The sequence below is a fragment of the Thioclava sp. NS-SX20 genome, from assembly GCF_057380695.1.
In genome coordinates this window covers 204766-227447 of record NZ_JBXXRY010000003.1, presented here as the reverse complement: position 1 = coordinate 227447, position 22682 = coordinate 204766, and the positions used below count along the sequence as shown (strand labels likewise).

The 22682-nt window shown below is 62.1% G+C and carries 18 protein-coding genes; 11 read left to right on the top strand and 7 right to left on the bottom strand.

Annotation, left to right across the window (positions count from 1 at the left end):
• The first annotated feature begins 34 nt into the window (after positions 1-34).
• The 10 genes from AC2ISB_RS16690 (at position 35) to AC2ISB_RS16645 (ending at position 13071) form a co-directional block, all read left to right on the top strand.
• On the top strand, positions 35-1282 hold the full coding sequence (locus AC2ISB_RS16690; RefSeq protein ID WP_486577280.1) for a hydantoinase/carbamoylase family amidase: 1248 nt from the start codon (positions 35-37) through the stop codon (positions 1280-1282).
• Positions 1283-1462: 180 nt separating this feature from the next.
• Positions 1463-2464: a LysR family transcriptional regulator gene (locus AC2ISB_RS16685; RefSeq protein ID WP_341485775.1), complete on the top strand. Its 1002-nt coding sequence runs from the start codon at positions 1463-1465 to the stop codon at positions 2462-2464.
• Positions 2465-2673: 209 nt separating this feature from the next.
• The gene (locus AC2ISB_RS16680) at positions 2674-4242 is read left to right on the top strand and encodes an ABC transporter substrate-binding protein (RefSeq protein ID WP_486577279.1); all 1569 of its coding nucleotides are present in this window, start codon (positions 2674-2676) and stop codon (positions 4240-4242) included.
• Between the two features lie 76 nt (positions 4243-4318).
• Complete coding sequence (locus AC2ISB_RS16675; protein WP_330647053.1) at positions 4319-5287, top strand: ABC transporter permease; 969 nt, start codon at positions 4319-4321, stop codon at positions 5285-5287.
• A 10-nt stretch (positions 5288-5297) separates the two neighbouring features.
• The gene (locus AC2ISB_RS16670; protein ID WP_486577278.1) at positions 5298-6137 is read left to right on the top strand and encodes an ABC transporter permease; all 840 of its coding nucleotides are present in this window, start codon (positions 5298-5300) and stop codon (positions 6135-6137) included.
• A complete protein-coding gene (locus AC2ISB_RS16665; RefSeq protein WP_486577277.1) occupies positions 6137-7762 on the top strand; it encodes a dipeptide ABC transporter ATP-binding protein in 1626 nt (541 codons plus the stop codon). The genes AC2ISB_RS16670 and AC2ISB_RS16665 overlap by 1 nt, the downstream gene beginning before the upstream one ends.
• A 41-nt stretch (positions 7763-7803) precedes the next feature.
• The gene (locus tag AC2ISB_RS16660) at positions 7804-9186 is read left to right on the top strand and encodes an aspartate aminotransferase family protein (protein ID WP_486577276.1); all 1383 of its coding nucleotides are present in this window, start codon (positions 7804-7806) and stop codon (positions 9184-9186) included.
• Positions 9187-9189: 3 nt separating this feature from the next.
• Complete coding sequence (locus tag AC2ISB_RS16655) at positions 9190-10611, top strand: amidase (protein WP_341485770.1); 1422 nt, start codon at positions 9190-9192, stop codon at positions 10609-10611.
• A gap of 49 nt (positions 10612-10660) precedes the next feature.
• Positions 10661-11725 (top strand): phosphotransferase, encoded by a 1065-nt coding sequence (locus tag AC2ISB_RS16650; protein ID WP_486577275.1) that lies wholly within the window; start codon positions 10661-10663, stop codon positions 11723-11725.
• On the top strand, positions 11722-13071 hold the full coding sequence (locus AC2ISB_RS16645) for an aspartate aminotransferase family protein (RefSeq protein WP_486577274.1): 1350 nt from the start codon (positions 11722-11724) through the stop codon (positions 13069-13071). The genes AC2ISB_RS16650 and AC2ISB_RS16645 overlap by 4 nt, the downstream gene beginning before the upstream one ends.
• Here AC2ISB_RS16645 and AC2ISB_RS16640 read toward each other — a convergent pair whose 3' ends face one another.
• The 7 genes from AC2ISB_RS16640 to cysD form a co-directional block, all read right to left on the bottom strand.
• The gene (locus AC2ISB_RS16640) at positions 13072-13911 is read right to left on the bottom strand and encodes an ATP-binding cassette domain-containing protein (protein WP_486577273.1); all 840 of its coding nucleotides are present in this window, start codon (positions 13909-13911) and stop codon (positions 13072-13074) included.
• Positions 13908-14744 (bottom strand): ABC transporter ATP-binding protein, encoded by an 837-nt coding sequence (locus tag AC2ISB_RS16635; RefSeq protein WP_486577271.1) that lies wholly within the window; start codon positions 14742-14744, stop codon positions 13908-13910. The genes AC2ISB_RS16640 and AC2ISB_RS16635 overlap by 4 nt, the downstream gene beginning before the upstream one ends.
• A gap of 1 nt (position 14745) precedes the next feature.
• Positions 14746-15627 carry an ABC transporter permease subunit gene (locus tag AC2ISB_RS16630; protein ID WP_486577291.1) on the bottom strand — a complete coding sequence of 294 codons (882 nt, stop codon included), beginning with the start codon at positions 15625-15627 and terminating at the stop codon, positions 14746-14748.
• A 14-nt stretch (positions 15628-15641) separates the two neighbouring features.
• Entirely contained in the window at positions 15642-16649 is a 1008-nt protein-coding gene (locus AC2ISB_RS16625) for an ABC transporter permease subunit (RefSeq protein WP_486577270.1), read from the bottom strand.
• A 64-nt stretch (positions 16650-16713) separates the two neighbouring features.
• Entirely contained in the window at positions 16714-18315 is a 1602-nt protein-coding gene (locus AC2ISB_RS16620; protein ID WP_486577269.1) for an ABC transporter substrate-binding protein, read from the bottom strand.
• 338 nt (positions 18316-18653) lie between these two features.
• A complete protein-coding gene (gene cysN / locus AC2ISB_RS16615) occupies positions 18654-20570 on the bottom strand; it encodes a sulfate adenylyltransferase subunit CysN (RefSeq protein WP_330647070.1) in 1917 nt (638 codons plus the stop codon).
• Positions 20571-20633: 63 nt separating this feature from the next.
• Positions 20634-21539, bottom strand: a complete 906-nt coding sequence (gene cysD / locus AC2ISB_RS16610; protein WP_330647071.1) for a sulfate adenylyltransferase subunit CysD — start codon at positions 21537-21539, stop codon at positions 20634-20636.
• A 104-nt stretch (positions 21540-21643) separates the two neighbouring features.
• Here cysD and AC2ISB_RS16605 point away from each other — a divergent pair, with 104 nt between their 5' ends.
• On the top strand, positions 21644-22681 hold the full coding sequence (locus tag AC2ISB_RS16605) for a helix-turn-helix transcriptional regulator (protein WP_406721693.1): 1038 nt from the start codon (positions 21644-21646) through the stop codon (positions 22679-22681).
• The last annotated feature ends 1 nt before the right edge of the window (position 22682 follow it).

The window sequence follows — 22682 nt, the reverse complement described above, 5'->3', positions numbered from 1 at the left end:
CTTGTGGCAGCAGAACAGGATCGGGAGCGCGAGGATGGAACCACGACACGGGCAGGGCCTTATCGATCAGGAGCGGCTGTGGTCCGATCTGATGACGCTGGGGGCGATTGGCGGCACGCCTGCGGGCGGGTCGATGCGCGGGGCGCTGAGTTCTGCTGACCGCGAGGGGCGGGCGCTGTTTTCCCATTGGGCGATTGAGGCGGGGCTGAGCCTGCGGGCCGACCGGATCGGCAATCTCTTCGCGCGGCGCGAGGGGCGCGATCCGCAGGCGGCCCCTGTGATGATCGGCAGTCATCTGGATACCCAACTGCCGGGTGGGCGCTTTGACGGGGTGTTGGGGGTGCTGGCAGGGCTTGCGGTCTGCCGCGCGCTGGATCGGGCCGGCATTGTCACCCGCCGTCCCATCGAGGTGGTGGATTGGACCAATGAGGAAGGCGCGCGTTTCCAGCCCGGGGTGATGGGGTCGGCCGTTTATACCGGTGCGCTGGATCTGGACGAGGCGCTGGCGCGTCAGGACCCGCAGGGGATCAGCGTCGCGCAGGCCCTCCACCAGACGGGCACGGCAGGCACGGCACCTGTACCGGGCCGTATACCGCACAGCTATCTGGAACTGCATATTGAACAGGGGCCCGAGCTTGACACGCGGGGCAAGACCATCGGTATGGTCACGACCTCTTCGGCCATGTGCTCGGGCTATGCCACGATCCGTGGCGCCAATGGCCATACGCAGACGCTGGCCATGTCCAGACGGCGGAACGCCTTGGCGGGGGCGGCCCGTCTGGTGCTGGCCATCGAAGAGATCGGGGCGGGGCTTGAGCCTGCGGGGATGGTCAGTGCCTCGGTGCTGGAGAACTGGCCCAATAACCGCGTCAATATTCCCCATCTCAGCACGCTGTCATGGGCGGTCGTGGGCTTTGATCCGGCCCTGCGAAAGGCCGCCGTGGCCCGTATCGAGGCCGCCGCCGCCGACATCGCGCGCGAGACGGGGCTGGAGATCGAGATCGACCATCGCCATTACCGCGAGCCCTGCCACTTTGACGATGCCCTGATCGCGCGGGGGATGGCGCGGGCGGCGGCGCGTGGATTACCGGCCATGACCCTGCCCACGCTGACCGCGCATGATGCGCTCAGCTTTACCGCGCTCTGCCCGACCGCGTTGATCTTCGTGCCCTGCAAGGACGGCGTCTCGCATAGCGAGGCCGAATGGTGCCGCCCCGAAGATGCGGCCAGAGGGGCCGAGATCTTGCTCGATCTTGCCTGCGAGGCGGCAGACGCCCCTTAAGCCCGTCGCAAGGCATTCCGAGGCGCCCGCTGCCTTTTCCTTGGGCAAAGCCGTCTTTATGGCGGGCTTGCCTTCGGGTTGTGGGCGGTGTTCTCTTGACCGCAGGCACGGGCTGGGGCGCCTTTGATCTGTCTGGAAACCCTCCTCGGGGCGCGGGGAGGGTGCATAAAGGGGAACGGCATGAAGGATATCGGCTTTTCGCATCTGGACTGGAACCTGCTGCGCAGCTTCGTGACCATCGCGCAATCCTGCTCGATCACCGATGCGGCGCAGCGGTTGTGCCTGACGCAACCGGCGGTGTCGGGCTGCCTTAAGCGGCTGGAAGAACAGGTGGGCTACCGGCTGATCGAACGCTCTTCGACCATGTTCGAACTGACCGAGGCCGGACGGCGGCTTCTGCACGAAGCGATCGATATTACGGCTGCGGTCTCGCGCCTGCCCGCCTCGCTGGGCGAGGCCGAGAAAGTGCTGACCGGCGAGGCCACGATCGTGCTGGCCTCGCATGTGGAAAGCCCCGAATTCGATGCCGCCCTTGCCTGTTTCCACCAGCGTCATCCGCAAGTCGGGCTGACCCTCAAGGTCGAAGCCTCGCGCGAGGGCTTGGCGATGGTGGCGGCCAAACGCGCCGATATGGCGGTCTGTGTGGTGGGCGATAGCAATCTGCAACTGGAGTATACGCTGCTCTTCCAAGAGCATTTCGGGCTTTACTGCGGCCCGAGCCATCCGCTGTTCGGGCGCGAGGATCTGTCGGTCAGCGACCTGAACGGCTTTGCCTCGGTGGGGTATCTGGCCGAAAGCAGCAACCGTGCGCTGCATGAGCTGACCGCTTTGCGCCAGCGCTGCGGGCTGAAGCCCGATCTGGTGGGCCGCTCGCATAATCTCGAAGAGATCAAGCGGATGATCATTGCCGGTTTCGGCATCGGTCCTTTGCCCGTGCATGTGGTCGAACGCGATTGTGCGGCCGGCAGGCTCTGGCGTCTGCCCCCCTTCGAGGGCACCCCGCAGGCGGGCGTCTATGTCGTGACCCAGCCCGCCGCATTGCGCACCCGCATTGCCGACGAGCTGCATCGTGTGTTTAGCGAACAGGTCGCCGCGCACCCGCCCGAAAGCCGCATTTACGGCGGCGCTGACCCCGCGCCGGAGCAGGGACGGGGCGCGCGCCCGCGCCCTCTGGCTGTATAGCGCAGACTGATAGGGTGGATCGGGCAATATAATTCGACAACGCCTGCCCCCCGTCGCAAGCTTTGTTTCGGGATGTGACCAGCGCTTTCCAAGGGCGATCCGGAAATATTCCTTCGGGTGTGCAGGCTGTCTTCGCCACAGCCGCCCCCCGATATGACCCGATGATAAAGGCCGGATCACACGGCCGATCCAACAGGAAGGTCCAAACCATGATGTCTACAACTTCGCTCCGTCAGGGGGCGTTGGCGCTTTCGCTTTGTCTGGGCGCAACGACCGCATTCGCCCAAGAGAGCCCCGTCGAGGGCGGGCGCCTCGATCTTGTCGTCCAGCCCGAACCGCCGAGCCTGATGATCGGCATCACCACCAATGGCCCCAGCCTGCTGGTGGCGGGGGCGATCTACGAGGGCCTGCTGAAATATGACAGCAACCTCGAACCGATGCCCTCGCTGGCCGAAAGCTGGGAGGTCTCGGACGATGCGATGACCTATACCTTCCATCTGCGGCAGGGCGTAAAATTCTCCGATGGCGAACCCTTCAGCGCCAAGGATGTGATGTTCACCTTCACCAAATTCCTGACCGAGACCAACCCGAAGTGGCGCGAGGTGATGCGCCATGTCGAGACGCTGGAATCGCCCGATGACAATACGGTCGTCTTCAAGCTGAAAGCCCCCTATGGGCCGTTCATCCGTTCGTTCAGCTATACCGTCTCCCCGATCATTCCGGCCCATCTTTACGAGGGCACGGATTTCGCGAAAAATCCAAATAACGACAAACCCGTCGGCACCGGTCCCTTCGAGCTGAAGGAATGGAAGAAGGGCGCCTATATCGATCTGGTGAAAAATCCCGATTACTGGGCCGAGGGCAAGCCGCATCTGGACGAAGTCGTCTATCACGTCGTCCCCGATGCCGCCTCCCGCGCCACCGCCTTTGAAACCCGCACCGTCTCGGTTCTGCCCGGCGGCTCGGTCGAAAACTTCGACATCCCGCGTCTGGCCAAGGAAGAGGGCGTCTGCGTCACCGAGAAGGGTTGGGAATATAACAGCCCGCTGTCCTTCCTGTGGCTGAACAACCGTACCGCCCCGATGGATAATGTGAAGTTCCGTCAGGCGGTGATGTATGCGCTGAACCGCCCGCTGATGCAGAAGGTCGTCTGGAACGGCTACGGCAAGGTGGCGACCGGTCCGATCACCTCGACCATCCCCTTCTATGATGATGTCGCGCCACAATATGATTACGACCCGAAGAAGGCCAAAGAGCTTCTGAAGGACGTCGGCTATGACGGCGCGCCGCTGCGCCTGCTGCCGCTGCCCTATGGCGAGACATGGCAACGCTGGGCCGAGGTGGTGAAACAGAACCTTGCCGCTGTGGGCATTCCGGTCGAGATCGAATCCACCGATGTGGCGGGCTGGAACCAGAAGACCGCGCAATGGGATTATGACATCGCCTTCACCTATCTCTACGAGAATGGCGATCCGGCCCTTGGTGTGGCGCGGAACTATATCTCCAGCCAGATCGTGAAGGGCAATCCCTTCGCCAATGTCGAGGGCTATTCCAACCCCGAGATCGACAAGATGTTCGACGAGGCGGCTGTGGCCGCAACCGATGCCGAACGTCAGGCGCTCTACACCAAGATCCAGACCCAGCTGCAGGAAGATGTTCCGGTGGCATGGCTGCAGGAACTCAGCTTCCCCGCGCTTTACGACTGCAAGGTGCATGATCTGATCAGCACCGCAAACGGGATCGGTAACTCGCTGGGCGAGGCCTGGATCGAGAAGTAATCCCTATGTCCCGCCGCGATTTGTCCGGGCGCGATGCGCGTGCCCGGACCTTCCCCGACCAAAACGAGCCCCCCTCATGCTACGTTTCCTGATCGGGCGCGTGGTGAAGATCGTGATTATCCTCTTCGCCATTACCGTCCTGAATTTCTGTCTGATCCATATGGCCCCCGGCGATCCCGCGCTGGTGATGGCGGGCGAGGCCGGTGACGCCGACCCGCAGTTCATCGAAGACCTGCGCCGCCAGTTCGGGCTGGACCAGCCGTTCTATATCCAGCTCTGGACCTATCTGTCGCATTTCGCGCAGGGCGATCTGGGCTATTCCTACCGCCAGCAGGCCCCTGTTCTGTCGCTGATCCTGGAGCGCCTTCCGGCCACGCTGATCCTGTCGATCTCGGCCTTTGTGATCTCGCTGGGTTTGGGCGTTGTGGCGGGTGTCGTCGCGGCTGCGCGTCAGGGCCGCTGGTCTGATAGCGTGATCTCGACCGTCGCGCTTCTGTTCTATGCCACGCCTTTGTTCTGGATGGCGCTGATGGCGGTACTGCTGTTTTCCGTGACCTTCGGCTGGTTTCCGGCCTTTGGCTATGAAACCGCCGCCTCCAGCTATACCGGCCTTGCCCGCGCTTGGGATATCGCCCAGCATCTGGTGCTGCCTGCGGTGACACTGGGGCTGTTCTTCATGGCCACCTATGTGCGCATCACCCGCGCCTCCATGCTGGAAGTCAACCGGCTGGACTTTGTGAAAACTGCCCGCGCCAAGGGACTGAAGCCCAGCGTGATCCAGCGCCGCCATGTGCTGCGCAATGCGATCCTGCCGGTGGTGACGCTGGCCGGTCTGCATGCGGGCCAGTTGGTCGGTGGTGCCGTTCTGATCGAGACGGTCTTTGCATGGCCCGGCATCGGACGGCTGATGTTCGAGGCGCTGCAAAGCCGCGATTACAACCTGCTTCTGGGGGTCTTCACCGTCTCGGCGGCGCTGGTCTTGCTGTTCAACCTGTTCACCGACCTGCTGTACCGCGTGGTCGATCCCCGTATCCGTCTGGCCTAAGGAGAGAAAGATGAAAGAGTTCTGGAAAGCCTATGCCGCCAATCGCGGTGCGGTCGTCGGGCTGATCATTCTGGCCGTGGTGCTGCTTGGGTCGATCACCGCGCCCTTCTTCTTCCCCGCCTCGCCTTGGGATATGGTGAATATGCCCTTCGTGGCGCCTTTTCAGGACGAGATGACGCCCCTTGGCACCGACACCCTGGGCCGTGATATCGCCGCAGGGCTGGCACATGGGGCCTATGTCTCGCTGCTGGTGGGGGTCATCTCGACCGTCGTCAGCCTCGCCATCGGTATTCCGATCGGGGCGCTTGCGGGCTATTTCGGCGGCTGGGTGGATGATGTCCTGTCGCGCATCACCGAGTTCTTTCAGGTGATCCCCTCCTTTGCCTTTGCCGTGGTGCTGGTGGCGATCTTCGAGCCCTCGCTCTGGTCGATCATCACCGCCATCGCCCTTGTCAGCTGGCCGCCTGTGGCGCGTCTTCTGCGCGGCGAGGTCATGGCCCTGCGCCACCGCGAATTCATCGAGGCCGCGCAGCTTTCGGGCCAGTCGGGTCTGACGATCATCCGCCGCCAGATCCTGCCCAATACGATCTCGCCGGTGATCGTGCTGGCCTCGATGATGGTGGCTACCGCCATCCTGACCGAATCCGCGTTGGATTTCATGGGCTTGGGCGATCCGAACGTCATGAGCTGGGGCTATATCATCGGCGCGGGCCGCACGGTTCTGGCGCAGGCATGGTGGGTCAGCTTCTTCCCCGGCGTGGCGATCTTGCTGACGGTTCTGGCCTTCAACCTGATCGGCGAGGGGCTCAATGACGCCCTGAACCCGCGTCTTGCGAAAAGGAGAGCGTGATGCTGGATGCTACCCTATCCACCCCTGCCGTCCGTATCGAGGGGCTGAAGATCGCACTTCCCGAAGGGGCCGACCGCCTTTATGCGGTGGACCGCGTGAGTTTCGACCTCTGGCCCGGCAAGATCCTTTGCGTGGTGGGCGAAAGCGGCTCGGGCAAGTCGATGTCGGCCAATGCGCTGATGGGGCTCTTGCCCGAGGGGCTGATGGTCAATGATGGCCGGATCCGGCTGGGCGAGGAAGATCTGGTGGGGCTGTCAGATGCCCAGATGCGTGCCCTGCGCGGCAAGCGCGTAGCGATGATTTTCCAAGAACCCATGTCGGCGCTGAACCCGCTGATGCGGATCGAGGATCAGATCGCCGAGGTCTTCGAGGCCCATGGTCTCTTACGCCCCGCCGAACGCCGCGCCCGAGCGTTGGACCTGCTGACCGAGGTCGGTCTGCCCGACCCCAAACGCGCAGCACGTGCCTATCCGCACCAGCTGTCGGGCGGGCAGCGCCAGCGGGTGGTGATCGCCATGGCGCTTGCCTTGGAACCCGAGGTTCTGGTGGCCGATGAGCCCACCACCGCGCTGGATGTGACCACTCAGGCGCAGATCCTCGAACTTATCCGCAACCTCCAGCAAAGCCGCAATATGGCGGTGATGTTCATCACCCATGACTTTGGGGTGGTGGCCGAGATTGCCGATTATGTGACAGTGATGAAACTGGGCCGCGTGGTCGAGGAAGGCCCCGCCGCGAAGGTCCTGCATCACCCCGATCACCCCTATACCATCGGGCTGATCGACGCGATCCCGAAGCTGCGTGCAGGCCGTGCAGCCGCACCCGAACGCCCGCCGCTGATGCAGGTGGAAGGCGCTTGCAAGACCTATCGCACAGGCGGCGGCATGTTCCGCAAGGCCCGCGTGGTCGAGGCGGTGAAGGATATCTCCGTGACCATCGGGCGCGGTGAAACCCTTGGGATTGTTGGTGAAAGCGGGTCTGGGAAATCCTCTTTCGGGCGCTGTCTGGTCAAACTTCAGGATCTGGATGCGGGGCGGATGCTGCTGGACGGGCAGGATATGACCCATGCCACAGGCCCCGCGTTGCAAGATCTGCGCGCCCGTGTGCAGATGATCTTTCAGGACCCGTTCTCCTCGCTCAACCCGCGTATCCGCGTGGGTCAGGCGATTGCCGATGGCCCCATCGCCCATGGCACGCCGCCCAAACAGGCGATGGCCGAGGCCGAGGCGCTTCTGGCCCGTGTCGGTCTTCCCGGATCGGCGAAACGCTTTCCGCATGAGTTCTCGGGCGGGCAGCGTCAGCGGATCGGGATCGCCCGCGCGCTTGCGCTGAAACCCGAGATTATCGTGGCCGATGAGGCGGTCTCGGCGCTGGATGTGTCCATTCAGGCGCAGGTGCTGGAACTGCTGGAAGAACTCAAACGCGAGCTTGGCCTCAGCCTTGTGTTCATCACCCATGACCTGCGCGTCGCCGCCCAGATCTGTGATAGGGTGATGGTCATGCAAAAGGGCGCTTGCGTCGAAATCGGGCCGGGGGCGCAGGTGTTTGACGCACCGAAACACCCCTACACCCGCTCTCTGATCGAAGCCATTCCCGGCAAGGACTGGGATCTGGCCTTCAGCTGAAATCATATGGCGCCAAGGCGCTGAAACCAAGGACGACGAAGATGTCTCAATCGAAAACCATTGCGCCCAATTCCATCGAAGCGCGCGACATTGCCTATCAGTTCCACCCTTCGGTCGATCTGCGCCGCTATGAGGAAGAGGGCGGCCTGATCATCGACCGCGGCGAGGGCATCTATGTCTTCGACCAAGCGGGCAAGCGCTATATCGAGGGGCTTGCGGGTCTGTGGTCGGTGGCCGTGGGCTTCAATGAAAAGCGTCTGGCCGATGTGGCCTATGTGCAGATGCAGAAGCTGCCCTATTACCACAGCTTCAACTATAAGGCGCATGGCCCTTCGGTCGATCTGGCCGAGAAGCTGGTGCAGATCTCGCCCGAGCATCTGACCCGCGTGCATTTCACCTCCTCGGGGTCCGAGGCCAATGATCTGGTCGTGAAGATGATCTGGTATCGCTCGAACGCGCTGGGTCTGCCCGAGAAGAAAAAGATCATCGGGCGCGTGAAGGGCTATCACGGCGTGACGATCGCGGCGGGTTCGGTCACCGGTATTCCGGCAAACCACGGCAGTTTTGATTTGCCGCTTGACCGGATGATCCATACGCTGACGCCCGATTACCCGCGCGACCATCTGGAAGGCGAAACCGAAGAGCAATTCTCCACCCGTATGGCCGAGGCGCTGGAAGAGCTGATCCTGCGCGAAGGCCCCGAGACTATCGCCGCCATGTTCGGCGAGCCGGTGATGGGCGCAGGCGGTGTCATCGTGCCGCCCAAGGGCTATTGGGAGGCCATTCAGGCCGTTTTGCGCAAATATGACATCCTTCTGGTGGCCGATGAGGTCATCTGTGGCTTTGGCCGGACGGGCAAGATGTTTGCCTGTGAGGTCTATGGCATCACGCCCGATGTGATGGTGGTCTCGAAGCAGATTTCCTCGTCCTATATGCCGCTGTCGGCCATTATGATGAGCGATGATTTCTACAACCCTATCGCCGATGAAAGCCACCGTCTGGGGGTGTTTGCGCATGGCTATACCGCCTCGGGCCACCCTGTGGCCACCGCTGTGGGGCTTGAGAATATCAAGATCATCGAAGAGCGTGATCTGGTGGGCAATGCCGCCCGTCTGGAAGCCCAGTTCCTCTCGGGGCTGAGGGGGCTGGAAAGCCATCCGATGGCGCTGTGGTCGCGGGGCGTCGGGCTGATCGGTGCGCTGGAGATCAAGGGCACCGATAAGGTTGGCCAGATGGGTCAACTGGCGCAGGCCTGCCTGCTGGAAGAGGGTCTGATCGTGCGTGCGATTGGCGATGCGATCTGCCTCTGCCCGCCGCTGGTTATCACCGCCGAGCAGGTGGACGAGATGATCGCCGCCATCGGTCGCGCGCTGGATGCGCTGGCCGAAACCGATCTGGCACGCAGCGTTCTTGAGGAGGCTTAAGCAATGGATGTGATCGACAAAACCGATCTGGGCGAGATGAGCGCCACCGAACTGACCCGCGCTTATGCGGCCAAAGAGGCCTCGCCCGTCGAGGCGGTGCAGGCCTCGCTTGACCGCATCGCGAAATTCGATGGTGCGGTCAATGCTTTCGTCTATGTGGTGGCCGAAGAGGCGCTGGCCGAGGCGCGCGCCTCCGAGGCTCGCTGGGCCAAGGGCGCGCCGCTTTCGCCCATCGACGGGGTGCCTGCCACCATCAAGGAACTCACCCGCGTGAAGGGCATCCCCTTCCGCAAGGGCTCGGTTCTGGGCGAGAAAGAGCCGTCGCCCACCGATCTGGAAATCGTCACCAAGCTGCGTCAGGCCGGCACGCCGATTTTGGGCACCACCGCCTCGCCGGAATTTGGCTGGAAGGGTCTGACCCATGGGCCGGAGGGCGGCAACACGCTCAACCCGTGGAATACCGCGCGCGCCTCGGGCGGGTCCTCGGGCGGGGCGGCTGTGGCGGCGGCGCTGAATATGGGGGTGCTGCATGAAGGCTCGGACGGGGCGGGCTCGATCCGGATTCCGTCGTCCTTCTGCGGGGTCTTCGGGATCAAGCCGACCTTCGGCTGGGTGCCCTCGACCGCCCCCACGGGGCTGTTTGAACTGGCCCACCGTGGTCCGCTGACCCGTACGGTCGAAGATAGCGGGCTGTTCCTCAATGCGGTGGCGGGGCCTTCGGTGAATGCGCTTTATGGCCGCTCGCCCAAGGAGGTGCCCGATTTCGCGGCCGCCAGCCGCCGCTCGATCAAGGGCATGCGCATCGCCTATGCCCGCACGCTGGATGGTGCGCCCGTGGCCCCTGCGGTGGCCGAGGCCGTGGACCGTGCCGCCAAGGCAATGGCCGATCTGGGCGCGATTGTCGAAGAGGCCGATCCCGGCTTTGCAAGCCCGCAGCAGGCGCTTCTGGATCTGTGGTATGCAGCCCAAGCTTGGGCGGTCGAGCAGGTCAACCCGACGCCTGAGCAGATTGCCAAGATGGACCCCGGTTTCGTGTCGATCACCGAGCAGGGGCGGCTTCTGAGCGCGCGCGACTTTATCGCCGCCGATCAGATCCGCGCCCAGCTGAAGGTGACCATGGCCAAGTTCCATGAACGCTATGACGCGCTGATGCTGCCCACCATGCCGCTGACCGCCTTTGAGGCAGGCGTCGATGTGCCGCCCGGCTCGGGTATGACCGAATGGACGGATTGGTCGCCCTTTACCTATCCGTTCAATATGACCGAACAGCCTGCCGTTTCGGTGAACTGCGGCTTTGATGCCGATGGCCTGCCGATCGGTCTGCAATTCGTCGGCCGCTGGTTCGAAGACGAAGTGGTTCTGGCGCTGGCGGCGGCCTATCAGGCGGCTCATCCGACGCCGTTTGTGGATGCTCCGCGCAGCTGATAGCCTCTGGCCTGTCCCGAAACGGGGCGGGCCACAGCCGGAGAGTGATATGACAGACCTGAAGGACGCGCTTGCCTTTGCAGGGCAGGGCGGTTTGGCCACCCGTTTCACCCGTATCGGCCCCGAAGAGGCCGCAGCGCTCTGCCAGAAGACCTATGGTATTTCGGGGGGCATGAAGCGGCTTGAGACCGAAAAGGACGACACCTATCTGATCAGCGCGCCGGACGCCCGCTATATCCTGAAGATCGCCAATCCCGATGAAACGCAAGCCGAGCTGGACTTTCAGAATGCGGTACTTGACCATCTGGCCGTGCATTTCACCCGCCCCGCGCCGCGGCTGATCCGTGCGACCTCGGGCGAGGGGATGCTACGCGAGCCTGCCTCGGGGCGGTTCTACCGGCTGCTCAGTTTCGTCGAAGGCACGCCTTTGGATATGATGGACCTTGCGCCCGAGACCCTTCCCGAGATCGGGCGGGTGTTGGGCGAATTGCGGCTGGCGCTTTCGGGGTTTACCCATCCTGCGCAAAACCGCGAGCTGGTCTGGGATGTGCAGCATGTGATGCGCCTGCGGCCCTTGCTGGCCGAGGTCAGCCTGCCCCCCGAGCATCACGCGCTTGCGGGCGAAGCCTTCGCGCGGTTGGCCGAGGTGGCGCATCGCATCCCCGCGCTCGCGCGTCAGGTGGTGCACAATGACTTCTACGCCTCGAATATCGTGGCCGATCCCGAAACGGGCCGCCTGACGGGGGTCATCGATTTCGGCGATGTGGTGGAATCGGCGGTGGCGATTGATCTGGCGGTGGCGCTGATGGGGCAGATCCTGACCGATTTCACCCCTGATCAGGATATTTTCGCCCCCGCCTATCCGGTGCTTGCGGGCTATCTGGAGGTTGCGCCCATCGCCAAAACAGACCTCGCTATGGTGCCCCATATGGTCATGGCGCGGGTTCTGGTACGGGCGGTGATGACCCAATACCGCGCGGCCCTCATGCCCGAGAACGCCCCCTATATCCTACGCAAGGCTGCGCCCAGCTGGGCGCAGCTTCAATGGTTTCTGGCGCGCCCGACCGCTGAGGTCGAGGATATCCTGCGTGCCCCTCTCCGGAGTTTCTCATGAATACAGATACCCTCGACAAACCCGTCATCGGTATGGTCAACGGGTTCGATCCCTCGAAGGCGGGCGACCTTGACCCCGCGCTGGCAGACCGTATCGACCGCCGCAGCCGCCTGCTGGGCCCTGCCTACCGGCTGTTTTACCAAGAGCCCCTGACGGTTGACCGCGGCGAGGGCGCCTATCTTTATGCCCTTGATGGCCGCGATTATCTGGACGCCTATAACAATGTGGTTTCGCTGGGCCATGCTCACCCCCGCGTGGTCGAGGCGGTTTCGGCGCAGATGGGCAAGCTTTGTACCCATACCCGCTATGTGCAGGACGGCATCCTTGATCTGGCCGAGGAAATGCTGCCGACATTCGGCGGGCAGATCGCCGCCAATGGCCATATGATGTTCACCTGCACGGGGTCAGAGGCCAATGATCTGGCCACTCGTATCGCCATGCATAAGACCGGCAAGCGCGGGGTGATCATCACCTCCGAGGCCTATCACGGCACCTCGCATCTGACGGCGGGCTATTCGCCCTCGCTGGGCGCGAAATCGCCCTTGGGCACATGGGTGCGCCGCGTCTCCGCCCCCGATAGCTACCGCCGCGATGTGGCCACTTTGGGCGCGCAAATGGCCGCCGAGGTCAAAGCCCAGATCGAGGATCTGGAGCGCCATGGCGATGGCATCGCCTGTTTCATCGCCGATAGCCTGTTTTCCTCCGATGGTATCTATTCCGACCCGAAGGGCCTTCTGGCGCCCGTGGCCGAAGTCGTGCGCGCCCATGGCGGCATCATGATCGCCGATGAGGTGCAATCGGGCTTTGGCCGCTCGGGCGAGGCGATGTGGGGCTATCAGCGTCTGGGCATCGACCCCGAGATCGTCACCATGGGCAAGCCGATGGGCAATGGCTTTCCGGTGGCAGGGATCGCGGTCCGCCATGATGTGGTCGCGCCCTTCGGGCAGGACCTGCGCTATTTCAACACCTTCGGCGGCAATACGGTGGCAATCGCCGCAGCCCGCGCCGTCTTCGACACGATCCGCGAGGATAATCTGCTGGCCAATGCCGTGTGTATGGGCGATGCCATCCGCGAGGGCCTGCGCAGCCTGAAGGACGAACGTATCGGCGATGTGCGAGGGGTGGGCATGTATGTAGCTTGCGAGTTCGTGACCGACCACGCCACCAAGACCCATGATGCCGCGACAGCCACCGCCTGCGTCAATCTGATGCGCAAGAAAGGCGTTCTGATTTCCTCAACGGGGCCGGGGGCGAATATCCTGAAAATCCGCCCGCCGCTGATCTTTGATGCCTCCCATGTGGACCGGCTCCTCAGCACGGTTGAAGCCGCGCTGAAGGAGATCTGATCAAAGAACGGGCGCGCGGGCCTTCCTGCGCGCCACCCTTGCGCGAATAGCCGCCAAATCAGTCACCGGAGTCGCCGCGAAAAGCTGGCGGGTATAGGGGTGCTGCGGATCGGCAAAAATCGCCTCGCGCGAGGCCTGTTCCACCGCCTCACCCTTATTCATCACCATGACCTCATCGGCGATATAGCGCACAACCGACAGATCATGGCTGATGAAGACATAGGTCAGGCCAAGCTCCTCCTGCAGGTCCGATAGCAGGTTCAAAACCTGCGCCTGCACCGATAGATCCAGTGCCGAAACCGCCTCATCGAGCACCAGAAGCTCGGGGTTGAGCATAAGCGCCCGCGCAATCGCGATCCGCTGGCGCTGCCCGCCCGAGAACATATGCGGATAGCGGTTGAAATGCGCGGCCTGCAGCCCGACCTTCTCCAGCATTGCCTCGGCCTTCTTGCGTCGCTCGGGACCAGATTGCCGAGTGTTCAGCAACAAAGGCTCGGTCAGGCAATCGCCCACCTTCTGACGCGGGTTCAACGACCCATAGGGATTCTGGAACACCATCTGCACCATCGAGCGCAACTTGTGGTCAGGCTTGCGCTTCGAGATATCGACAGGCTGACCGCCAATCTCGAGGCTGCCCCCCGATTGCGCATCGATCAAAGCGATGATCCGCGCGAGCGTCGATTTGCCCGAGCCACTCTCGCCCACGATGGCCAGCGTCTTGCCCTTCTCAACGGCGAAATCAACACCTTTCACGGCGCGCACGGTCTTCGCGCGGCCAAGAAGACCGCCCGACACATGGTAATCCTGCGTCAGGCCGCGCCCTTGAATGACTGTGCTCATGCACCTTCCTCCGTATAATAGTCCGACACCGTGGGCAGGCGGTCGCCCGTGGCAAGCTCCGGCAGTGCTGATAAAAGCGCGCGGGTATAGGGATGCTGCGGCGCCTCAAAAAGCGTCAGCACATCAGCCTCCTCCATCTTACGCCCCTTATATTGCACCATCACGCGGTCGGCGGTTTCGGCGACCACACCCATGTCATGGGTAATCAGGATCAACCCCATCCCATGCACCTCCTGCAGGTCCATCAACAGATCAAGGATCTGCTTCTGGATCGTCACATCCAGCGCCGTAGTCGGCTCATCGGCAATCAGCAGTTTCGGGCCGGTGGCGATGGCCATAGCGATCATAACCCGCTGGCATTGACCGCCCGACATCTGATGCGGATAGGCGTCGATCTTGGTGGCGGGCTCGGGGATGCCCACCTGTTCGAACAGCCGGATCGCCTGCGCCCGTGCCTCGCGTTTGCCCAGACCCTTATTGAGACGCAGCACCTCCTCGATCTGGAAGCCCACCGTGAAGGCAGGGTTGAGCGAGGCGATGGGTTCCTGAAAGATCATCGTGATCTCGCGCCCGATCAGCTTGCGGCGTTCGGCCTTTGACAGATGCAAAAGGTCGCGCCCGTCATAGCTCATCTCGTCTGCGGTGACGGTGGCGGTGTCGGGCAAAAGCCCCATCACCGCCAGCATCGAGACCGATTTGCCCGAGCCAGACTCGCCCACAATGGCCAGCACCTCGCCTGCATCCACATGGGTGTCGATCCCATCCACCGCCTTGAAGGGGCCGGAAGAGGTGGCGAAGCTGACCGTCAGGTTCTTAATGGATAGAAGGGCCATGTCAGCTCCGTTTCAGTTTCGGGTCAAGAGCGTCGCGTAGCCCATCGCCCATCAGGTTGATCGCCAGAACCGAGATCAGGATCGCAAGGCCCGGAAAGGTCACAACCCACCATGCCCGCAGGATGAACTCGCGCGCCTCGGCCAGCATGGTGCCCCATTCGGGCGAGGGCGGCTGTGCGCCCATGCCCAGAAACCCCAAGGCGGCGGCATCTAGCACGGCCGAAGAAAACGACAGCGTCGCCTGCACGATCAGCGGTGCCAGACAGTTCGGCAGGATGGTCTTCAGCATCAGCCGCAGAGGCCCTGCGCCCGCCATACGGGCGGCCACGACATAATCCCGCGATTTCTCGCCCATGACAGCGGCGCGGGTCAGGCGCGCGAAATGCGGCTGGTAGACGATGGCGATGGCGATCATCGCATTGGTCAGCCCCGGCCCCAAGATTGCCACCAGCACCAGAGCCAGAAGAAGCGAGGGGAAGGCAAGGATAATATCCATCACCCGCATGATCACGGTATCGACCCAGCCGCCAAAGAAACCGGCCAGAAGCCCAAGAATGATCCCGCCCGACAACGCCACCAGCACCACCACCACGCCGATAAACAGCGAATAGCGCGAGCCATAGATCAACCGAGACAGCATATCGCGACCAACCGCATCGGTGCCCAGAAGGAATTCGGGGCGCCCGCCCTCGGCCCATGAGGGCGGCACCAGAAGCGCATCGCGATATTGCGTCGCTGCCTCATGCGGCGCCAGAAGCGGCGCGAAAACCGCCACCAGCACCATCAGCGCGAAGACGCAAAGCCCAACCACGGCGCCCTTGTTGCGCCGGAAATCATGCCAGAAATCCGCGATCATTTTCCGGCGGATCTGGCCGTCGGTCATTTGGAGAGTTGTGCTCATTTGTGGCGGATCCTCGGATTGATGAGGCCATAGGTCAGATCGACGATCAGGTTCACCACCATCACAACGCCCGCGATCAGCAGAAGACCCGATTGCACGACCGGATAATCACGGCGCGAGATGGAATCGATCATCCATTTACCGACTCCCGGCCAGCTGAAGATGGTCTCGGTCAGGATGGCGCCGGCCATCAACAACCCGATCTGCAAGCCGATCGTGGTCACCACCGGCACCATCGCATTGCGCAGCGCATGGACCATGACGACGCGACGCACCGTCATGCCCTTGGCGCGGGCGGTGCGGACATAATCCTCGCCCATCACCTCCAGCATGGCGGAACGGGTCTGCCGCGCGATCACCGCCAGCGGAATAGTGCCCAGCACCACCGAGGGCAGGATCAAGTGGGAGAGCGCCGAACGGAACGCCCCTTCCTGCCCCGACAGAAGGCTGTCGATCAGCATGAAGCCCGTGGGCGTGTCAAAGAAGAACATCAGCGACATCCGCCCCGAGACCGGCGTCCAGCCCAAGGTCCCCGAGAAGAAGATGATCAGCAAAAGTCCCCACCAGAAGATCGGCATGGAAAAGCCGACAAGGGCGGTGGTCATCGAGATCTGGTCGAACCAGCTGCCACGCTTGACGGCCGCCAACACCCCCACCGGCACGCCGATCAGCGTGGCGAGGAGGATCGCGCAAAGCGATAGTTCCACGGTTGCGGGAAAGAGCTGCAGGAATTCATCCAGCACCGGCTTTTTCGTCACGATCGAATTGCCGAAATCACCATGCAGAAGCCGCCAGAGGAAGTCGAGATATTGCGCCCAGACAGGGCGGTCAAAGCCCAGTTGCGCGGCCAGTTGGGCATGGCGTTCGGGGGTGATGCCCCTTTCGCCCGCAAGCAACGTCACCGGATCACCCGGCAGCACGCGGACAAAGCCGAAGGCCACAATCGTGATGCCGATCAGCGTCGGCACCAGATAGAGAAGTTTGTTCAGGAAGAAGCGGATCATGTCATCGCCTTGCAATGGGGCACGCGGAAACTGCCCGCGCGCCCGATATGGATGGACGCGAGGCTTATTTCAGATCGACGGTTTCGAAGGTGAAATCCCCCAGAGGGCTCATCACGAAGCCTTCGACATTTTTCCGCATCGGCACATATTGGGTGGAATGCGCGAGCGTGTCCCACGGCGCTTGATCCTTGAAGATCACCTGCGCCTGTTCATAGAGCTTGGTGCGCTCGGCCTGATCGGTGGTGGCTTTGGCCTTGGTGATCAGATCCGAAAAATCCTTGTTGCACCATTGCGCACGGTTCGAGCCCCCATCGCCCGTAGCCGCACAGCTCAAGAGCACGCCCATGAAGTTGTCGGGGTCGCCATTGTCACCCGTCCAGCCCATGATCACCGCACCCTTACGCGCCGGATCGGTGGAGCGTTTCAGATATTCGCCCCATTCATAGGAGACGATCGACGCCTTCACGCCCACCTTTTCCAGATCGGCCTGCATCAGTTCGGCGGTGCGCCGCGCATTGGGCATATAGGGGCGCTGGACGGGCATCGCCCAGATTTCCATATCCAGATCCTTCACCCCCGCATCTGCCAGCATCTGCTTGGCTTTCTCGGGATCATAGGGATCGTCCTGAATGCTGTCATTATAGGACCACATGGTCGGCGGGATCGGATTTGTCGCCACTTCGCCCGCGCCTTGGAAGACCGCATCGATGATCGCCTGCTTGTTGATCGCCATATTCAGGGCGCGGCGGACCTCGGGCTTGTCAAAAGGCGCGACCGTGGTGTTATAGGCCAGATAGGCCACATTGAGGCCCGGCTGGCTATCGAGCTTGAGATTGCTATCGGCTTTGATCGCCTCCAGATCGGCGGGCGAGGGATAGGGCATCAGCTGGCATTCATTGGCCTGCAGGCGCTGCAGCCGGACCGAGGCCTCGGGGGTAATCGCAAAGACCAGATCATCGATCTTGGGCGCGGTCCCCCAGTAGTCGGGGTTTTTCTTGTAACGGATGACGGCATCCTGCTGATAGGCCACGAACTGGAACGGGCCGGTGCCCACGGGCACCTGATTGAACTGCGCCTGCTTGCCGTCTTTGGCCAGCGTATCGGCATATTCCTTCGACACGATCGACATGAAGGGCATTGCGAGATTGGCGAGGAAGGGCGCTTCGGGACGGGTCAGGGTGATCTTGACCGTCAGATCATCGACCTTCTCGATCGAGGAAATCAGATCGGCCATCTCCATCGCCGAGTAATATTCATAGGTGATGCCGGGCAGATAGTCATGCCACGGGTTTTCCGCATTGCCCTGACGGTCGAAGCTGAAGATCACGTCATCGGCATTCATGGTGCGGGTGGGCGCATAGCCCTGAACCGATTGCCACTTCACATCGGGGCGCAGGTGGAACGTGTAAGTCAGGCCGTCATCGGACACATCCCAAGACGTCGCCAGACCCGGCTCGATTTCGGTCGTGCCCTTCTTGAACTCCACCAGACGGTTGAAGACCGGATGCGCCGAGGCATCGAAGGTCGTGCCAGCGGTATAGGGCGCGGGATCGAAGCCTTCGGGCGAGGCTTCCGAGCAATAGACAAAAGTTTTCGCGAATGCCGGTGCCGAAAGCCCGAGCATGAGTGCAGAAGCAGCCAAAAGGCTACGCGTCATCTTCGACATGATTTCCCCTCTCTGTCACATCGGAGGGCCTCGGTTGTGAAGGCCATCCGGTCTTCCGGAATTTTGACTATCCGGTAAAACATGAAAGAAGGTATCGGCAAAATTCGATATGACAAGCCATTCCAAGCATTCATCGTCACGTAAAAGAGAACAAAAACTTATATTGCGGGATATTTCGGCGGAATGGTGAAAACTTGCTGATCGCTCGGGATATCTGAAATTTTCACACGGCTCTCGCGCGGCTGTGACCAGAATATCGGGGCGGAAAAGGCGATTTTGCATGCAAAACGCCCCGCCGATCAAGGCGGGGCGCAGAGAACCGGCATGAAAACCGTTTGTTACGGAATCAGGCGCGCGATGATCAGATCGGCGGCCTCTTCCGGCGTCATCTCGGTGGTGTCGATGCGCAGCTCGGCATTGTCAGGCGCCTCATAGGGGCTGTCGATACCGGTGAAGTTCTTCAACTGACCCGAACGGGCCTTCTTGTAGAGACCCTTCACATCGCGCTCTTCGGCCACTTCCAGCGGCGTATCCACGAAGACCTCGACAAACTCGCCCGGCTGCATCATGGAGCGCACCATGTCGCGCTCCGAACGGAAGGGCGAGATGAAGGCGGTGATCACGATCAGACCGGCATCGGTCATCAGCTTGGCGACCTCGCCCACGCGGCGGATATTCTCGATCCGGTCGGCCTCGGTGAAGCCCAGATCCTTGTTCAGCCCGTGACGCACGTTATCGCCATCCAGAAGGAAGGTGTGGCGGTTCATCCGCGCCAGCTTCTTCTCGACGATATTGGCGATGGTCGATTTGCCCGAACCCGAAAGGCCGGTCAGCCACAGCACGGCGGGCTTCTGGTTCTTCATCGCCGCATGGCTCTCGCGCGAGATATCGGTGGCCTGCCAATGCACATTGGTCGAGCGGCGCAGCGCGAAATGCAGCATACCGGCGGCGACCGTCTGATTGGTCATCTTGTCGATAAGGATGAAGCCACCAAGGTCGTGGTTTTCCTCATAGGGCGCAAAGGGGATCTCGCGGTCGGTGGTGATATTGGCCACGCCGATGGCGTTCAGATCCAGCGTCTTGGTCGCCAGATGTTCCTGCGTGTTGACGTTCACCTCGTATTTCGGCGCCTGAACGGTGGCCGAAACGGTCTGGGTGCCGATCTTCAGCCAGTAGGCGCGACCGGGGATCATCTCTTCCTCGTCCATCCAGATGATGGTGGATTCGAACTGGTCGGCCACTTCCAGCGGGCTTTGCGCCGCCACAATGACCTGCCCGCGCGAACAGTCGATCTCGTCTTCCAGCGTCAGGGTAACCGCTTCACCGGCAATCGCCTCGTCGCGGTCGCCCTCGAAGGTGACGATTTTCGCAACCTTGGAGGTCTTGCCCGAAGGCAGCACGCGGATTTCATCGCCCGGGCTGACACGACCCGAGGCAATCAACCCCGCGAAGCCGCGGAAGTCGAGGTTCGGACGGTTCACCCATTGCACCGGCATACGGAACGGCGCATCGACAGGCTCATGCGACGAGGTGATCTCGACGGTTTCCAGATGCGGCAGCAGCGGCGTGCCGGTGAACCACGGCATATTGTCCGACGATGTGGTGATATTGTCGCCCTTATAGCCCGAAATCGGCATCGGCACGAAATCTTCCAGCCCGATGGTTTTGCCGAATTCGGTGTAATCGGCGACGATCTTGTCGAAGGTTTCCTGACTATAGCCCACAAGGTCCATCTTGTTGACCGCCAGCACCACATTCTTGATGCCCAGCAGTTTCACCAGATAGGAGTGACGTTTGGTCTGGGTCAGCACGCCCTTGCGCGCGTCGATCAGGATTACGGCCAGATCGGCGGTCGAGGCGCCGGTGACCATATTGCGGGTATATTGCTCGTGGCCGGGGGTATCGGCGACGATGAACTTGCGCTTTTCGGTGGCGAAGAAGCGGTAGGCCACATCGATGGTGATGCCCTGCTCGCGCTCGGCGGCAAGACCGTCAACCAGAAGCGCGAAGTCGATCTCTTGGCCCTGGGTGCCGACACGTTTGGAATCGGCTTCCAGCGTCGCCAGCTGGTCTTCGAAGATCATCTTGCTATCATAGAGCAGACGCCCGATCAGCGTCGATTTCCCGTCATCGACCGAGCCGCAGGTGATGAAGCGCAGCATGGTCTTATGCTGGTGGACCTGCAGATACTGGTCGATATCTTCCGCGATCAGCGCGTCGGTCTTATAGATCGGGTCATTGGTTTGGGTGGTCATGTGCGTGCACCTGAATTCTTATATCCGGAGAGAGGCGGGCCTTCCGGCCCGAGCCAAAAGCGATCAGAAGTAGCCTTCCTGCTTCTTCTTCTCCATCGAGGCGGCCTGATCATGGTCGATCGCACGGCCCTGACGTTCCGAGGTGGTGGTCAGCAGCGTTTCCTGAATGACCTCCGGCAGCGTGGTGGCCTGGCTCTCGACCGCGCCGGTCAGCGGGTAGCAGCCCAGCGTGCGGAAACGGACCGAGCGCATCACCGGCTCTTCGCCCTCTTTCAGGCGGAAGCGGTCGTCATCCACCATCAGGATCATGCCATCGCGTTCCACCGTCGGGCGCGGAGCTGCGAAATACAGCGGCACGATCTCGATGCCCTCAAGGTGGATATATTGCCAGATGTCCAGCTCGGTCCAGTTCGAGATCGGGAAGACCCGCATCGATTCGCCCTTGTTCTTGCGGGCGTTATACAGGCGCCACAGCTCGGGGCGCTGGTTCTTCGGGTCCCAGCGGTGCTGGGCGGTGCGGAAGGAGAACACACGCTCTTTGGCGCGGGATTTCTCCTCGTCGCGGCGCGCGCCACCGAAGGCCGCGTCAAAGCCGTATTTGTCCAGCGCCTGTTTCAGACCTTCGGTCTTCCACATATCGGTATGCAGCGAGCCGTGGTCGAAGGGGTTGATGCCTTTGGCTTTGGCTTCGGGGTTCTGATAGACCAGAAGCTCCATCCCCGCATCTTTTGCCGCCTTGTCGCGCAGCTCGTACATCGCGCGGAATTTCCACGTGGTGTCCACATGCAGCAGCGGGAAGGGCGGCGGCGCAGGGTAGAAGGCCTTCTTCGCCAGATGCAGCATGACCGCCGAGTCCTTGCCGACGGAGTAAAGCATTACGGGGTTTTCCGCCTCGGCCACGACTTCACGCAGGATATGGATGCTCTCGGCTTCCAGCCGCTGAAGATGGGTAAGAGATGTCTTGGTCATGATGGTCTCTGGTCAAACTTCGTGTTGACACCAGAGGTAAGCCTGTCACTTTGGTCGCGAACCTCCCATATGGGGGGTATTTGGTTTTTTCTGGAAACGCTGCCGTGATCTATAGCGAAGAGACTGTTCTCAAATCACTCTTTGCCGCCGCCTCGGGGGTGACAGAGTTGCCCGTGGCCGAAACGGGCACGTCCCCCGCGCGTGATCTGTGGCCGGATTTCCTGCAATCTCTGGCGCAAATGAGCGGCGGCGACGGGGCGGGGCTTGTCCAGCTGCGCGGCACAGCGGTGGGGCAAAGCTGGGCATGGGGCCATGCCGTGCCGCAGTTCGAGCGCGACACCTATGAACGCCTGCGCAGCCAGCGGGTCTATAGCCAGACCGACCTGCCAGCCTATCAGGCAGGCGAGATGGCGCTGAGGGTTCTGCGCTGGCGGGTGGATGCCACCAGCCATGCCGTGATCTGGGTCGCCCGCCACGGAACCGATTTCCGTGCCCGCGACGGGGTCGGGCTGACACGTCTGGCCCCGTATCTCGGTCCGGCGCTGATCTCGTGGCAGGCGCTTCAGGCCGAACGGCTGCGCGCCCGCAAGGAACGGCAGATCGGGCAGGATCTGGGCGGTTTCTGGCTGCGGTTTTCGGGGGCGGGGCGGGTTCTGGCCCAGTCCGAGGGTCTGGCGCAAAGGCTGGAGGGCACCGCTTTGCACATCACCGAACAGGGCTGGCCGGAATTTGCCACCCCCGATCTGGCGCGGCAGTTCCGTGCGACCTTGGGTCAGATCGCCCCGATATCGGGCGAGGTGGTCAGGATGGCGGGGATGCTGGATCTGTCGCTTGCGCGGCCATTGCAACTGGTGCTGCGGGCCGATCCGTCGGCCGTGTCGGTGCTGGGGCTGCTGCGGCAACCCCGCGCGGCCAGCGAGCTTGGCGAAAATCATGTGATGCAGTTCTACGGACTGGCCCGAAACGAGGCGCGGCTGGCGATCTGCCTGTGCGACGGGCTATCGCTCAACGCTGCGGGCGAGGCGCTTGGCTGGTCACGCGAGACGGCGCGCAGCTATTCCAAACAGCTTTACGCCCGCCTCGGGGTCAGCGGCCAGACGGGCGTCTTGCGGCTGATGCTGGGCGGGGCGATATGGTTCTAGC

Coding starts and splice junctions, on each gene's coding strand:
- AC2ISB_RS16690 (WP_486577280.1), top strand. CDS start 35: ATGGAACCACGACACGGGCAGGGCCTTATCGATCAGGAGCGGCTGTGG.
- AC2ISB_RS16685 (WP_341485775.1), top strand. CDS start 1,463: ATGAAGGATATCGGCTTTTCGCATCTGGACTGGAACCTGCTGCGCAGC.
- AC2ISB_RS16680 (WP_486577279.1), top strand. CDS start 2,674: ATGATGTCTACAACTTCGCTCCGTCAGGGGGCGTTGGCGCTTTCGCTT.
- AC2ISB_RS16675 (WP_330647053.1), top strand. CDS start 4,319: ATGCTACGTTTCCTGATCGGGCGCGTGGTGAAGATCGTGATTATCCTC.
- AC2ISB_RS16670 (WP_486577278.1), top strand. CDS start 5,298: ATGAAAGAGTTCTGGAAAGCCTATGCCGCCAATCGCGGTGCGGTCGTC.
- AC2ISB_RS16665 (WP_486577277.1), top strand. CDS start 6,137: ATGCTGGATGCTACCCTATCCACCCCTGCCGTCCGTATCGAGGGGCTG.
- AC2ISB_RS16660 (WP_486577276.1), top strand. CDS start 7,804: ATGTCTCAATCGAAAACCATTGCGCCCAATTCCATCGAAGCGCGCGAC.
- AC2ISB_RS16655 (WP_341485770.1), top strand. CDS start 9,190: ATGGATGTGATCGACAAAACCGATCTGGGCGAGATGAGCGCCACCGAA.
- AC2ISB_RS16650 (WP_486577275.1), top strand. CDS start 10,661: ATGACAGACCTGAAGGACGCGCTTGCCTTTGCAGGGCAGGGCGGTTTG.
- AC2ISB_RS16645 (WP_486577274.1), top strand. CDS start 11,722: ATGAATACAGATACCCTCGACAAACCCGTCATCGGTATGGTCAACGGG.
- AC2ISB_RS16640 (WP_486577273.1), bottom strand. CDS start 13,911: ATGAGCACAGTCATTCAAGGGCGCGGCCTGACGCAGGATTACCATGTG.
- AC2ISB_RS16635 (WP_486577271.1), bottom strand. CDS start 14,744: ATGGCCCTTCTATCCATTAAGAACCTGACGGTCAGCTTCGCCACCTCT.
- AC2ISB_RS16630 (WP_486577291.1), bottom strand. CDS start 15,627: ATGACCGACGGCCAGATCCGCCGGAAAATGATCGCGGATTTCTGGCAT.
- AC2ISB_RS16625 (WP_486577270.1), bottom strand. CDS start 16,649: ATGATCCGCTTCTTCCTGAACAAACTTCTCTATCTGGTGCCGACGCTG.
- AC2ISB_RS16620 (WP_486577269.1), bottom strand. CDS start 18,315: ATGTCGAAGATGACGCGTAGCCTTTTGGCTGCTTCTGCACTCATGCTC.
- cysN (WP_330647070.1), bottom strand. CDS start 20,570: ATGACCACCCAAACCAATGACCCGATCTATAAGACCGACGCGCTGATC.
- cysD (WP_330647071.1), bottom strand. CDS start 21,539: ATGACCAAGACATCTCTTACCCATCTTCAGCGGCTGGAAGCCGAGAGC.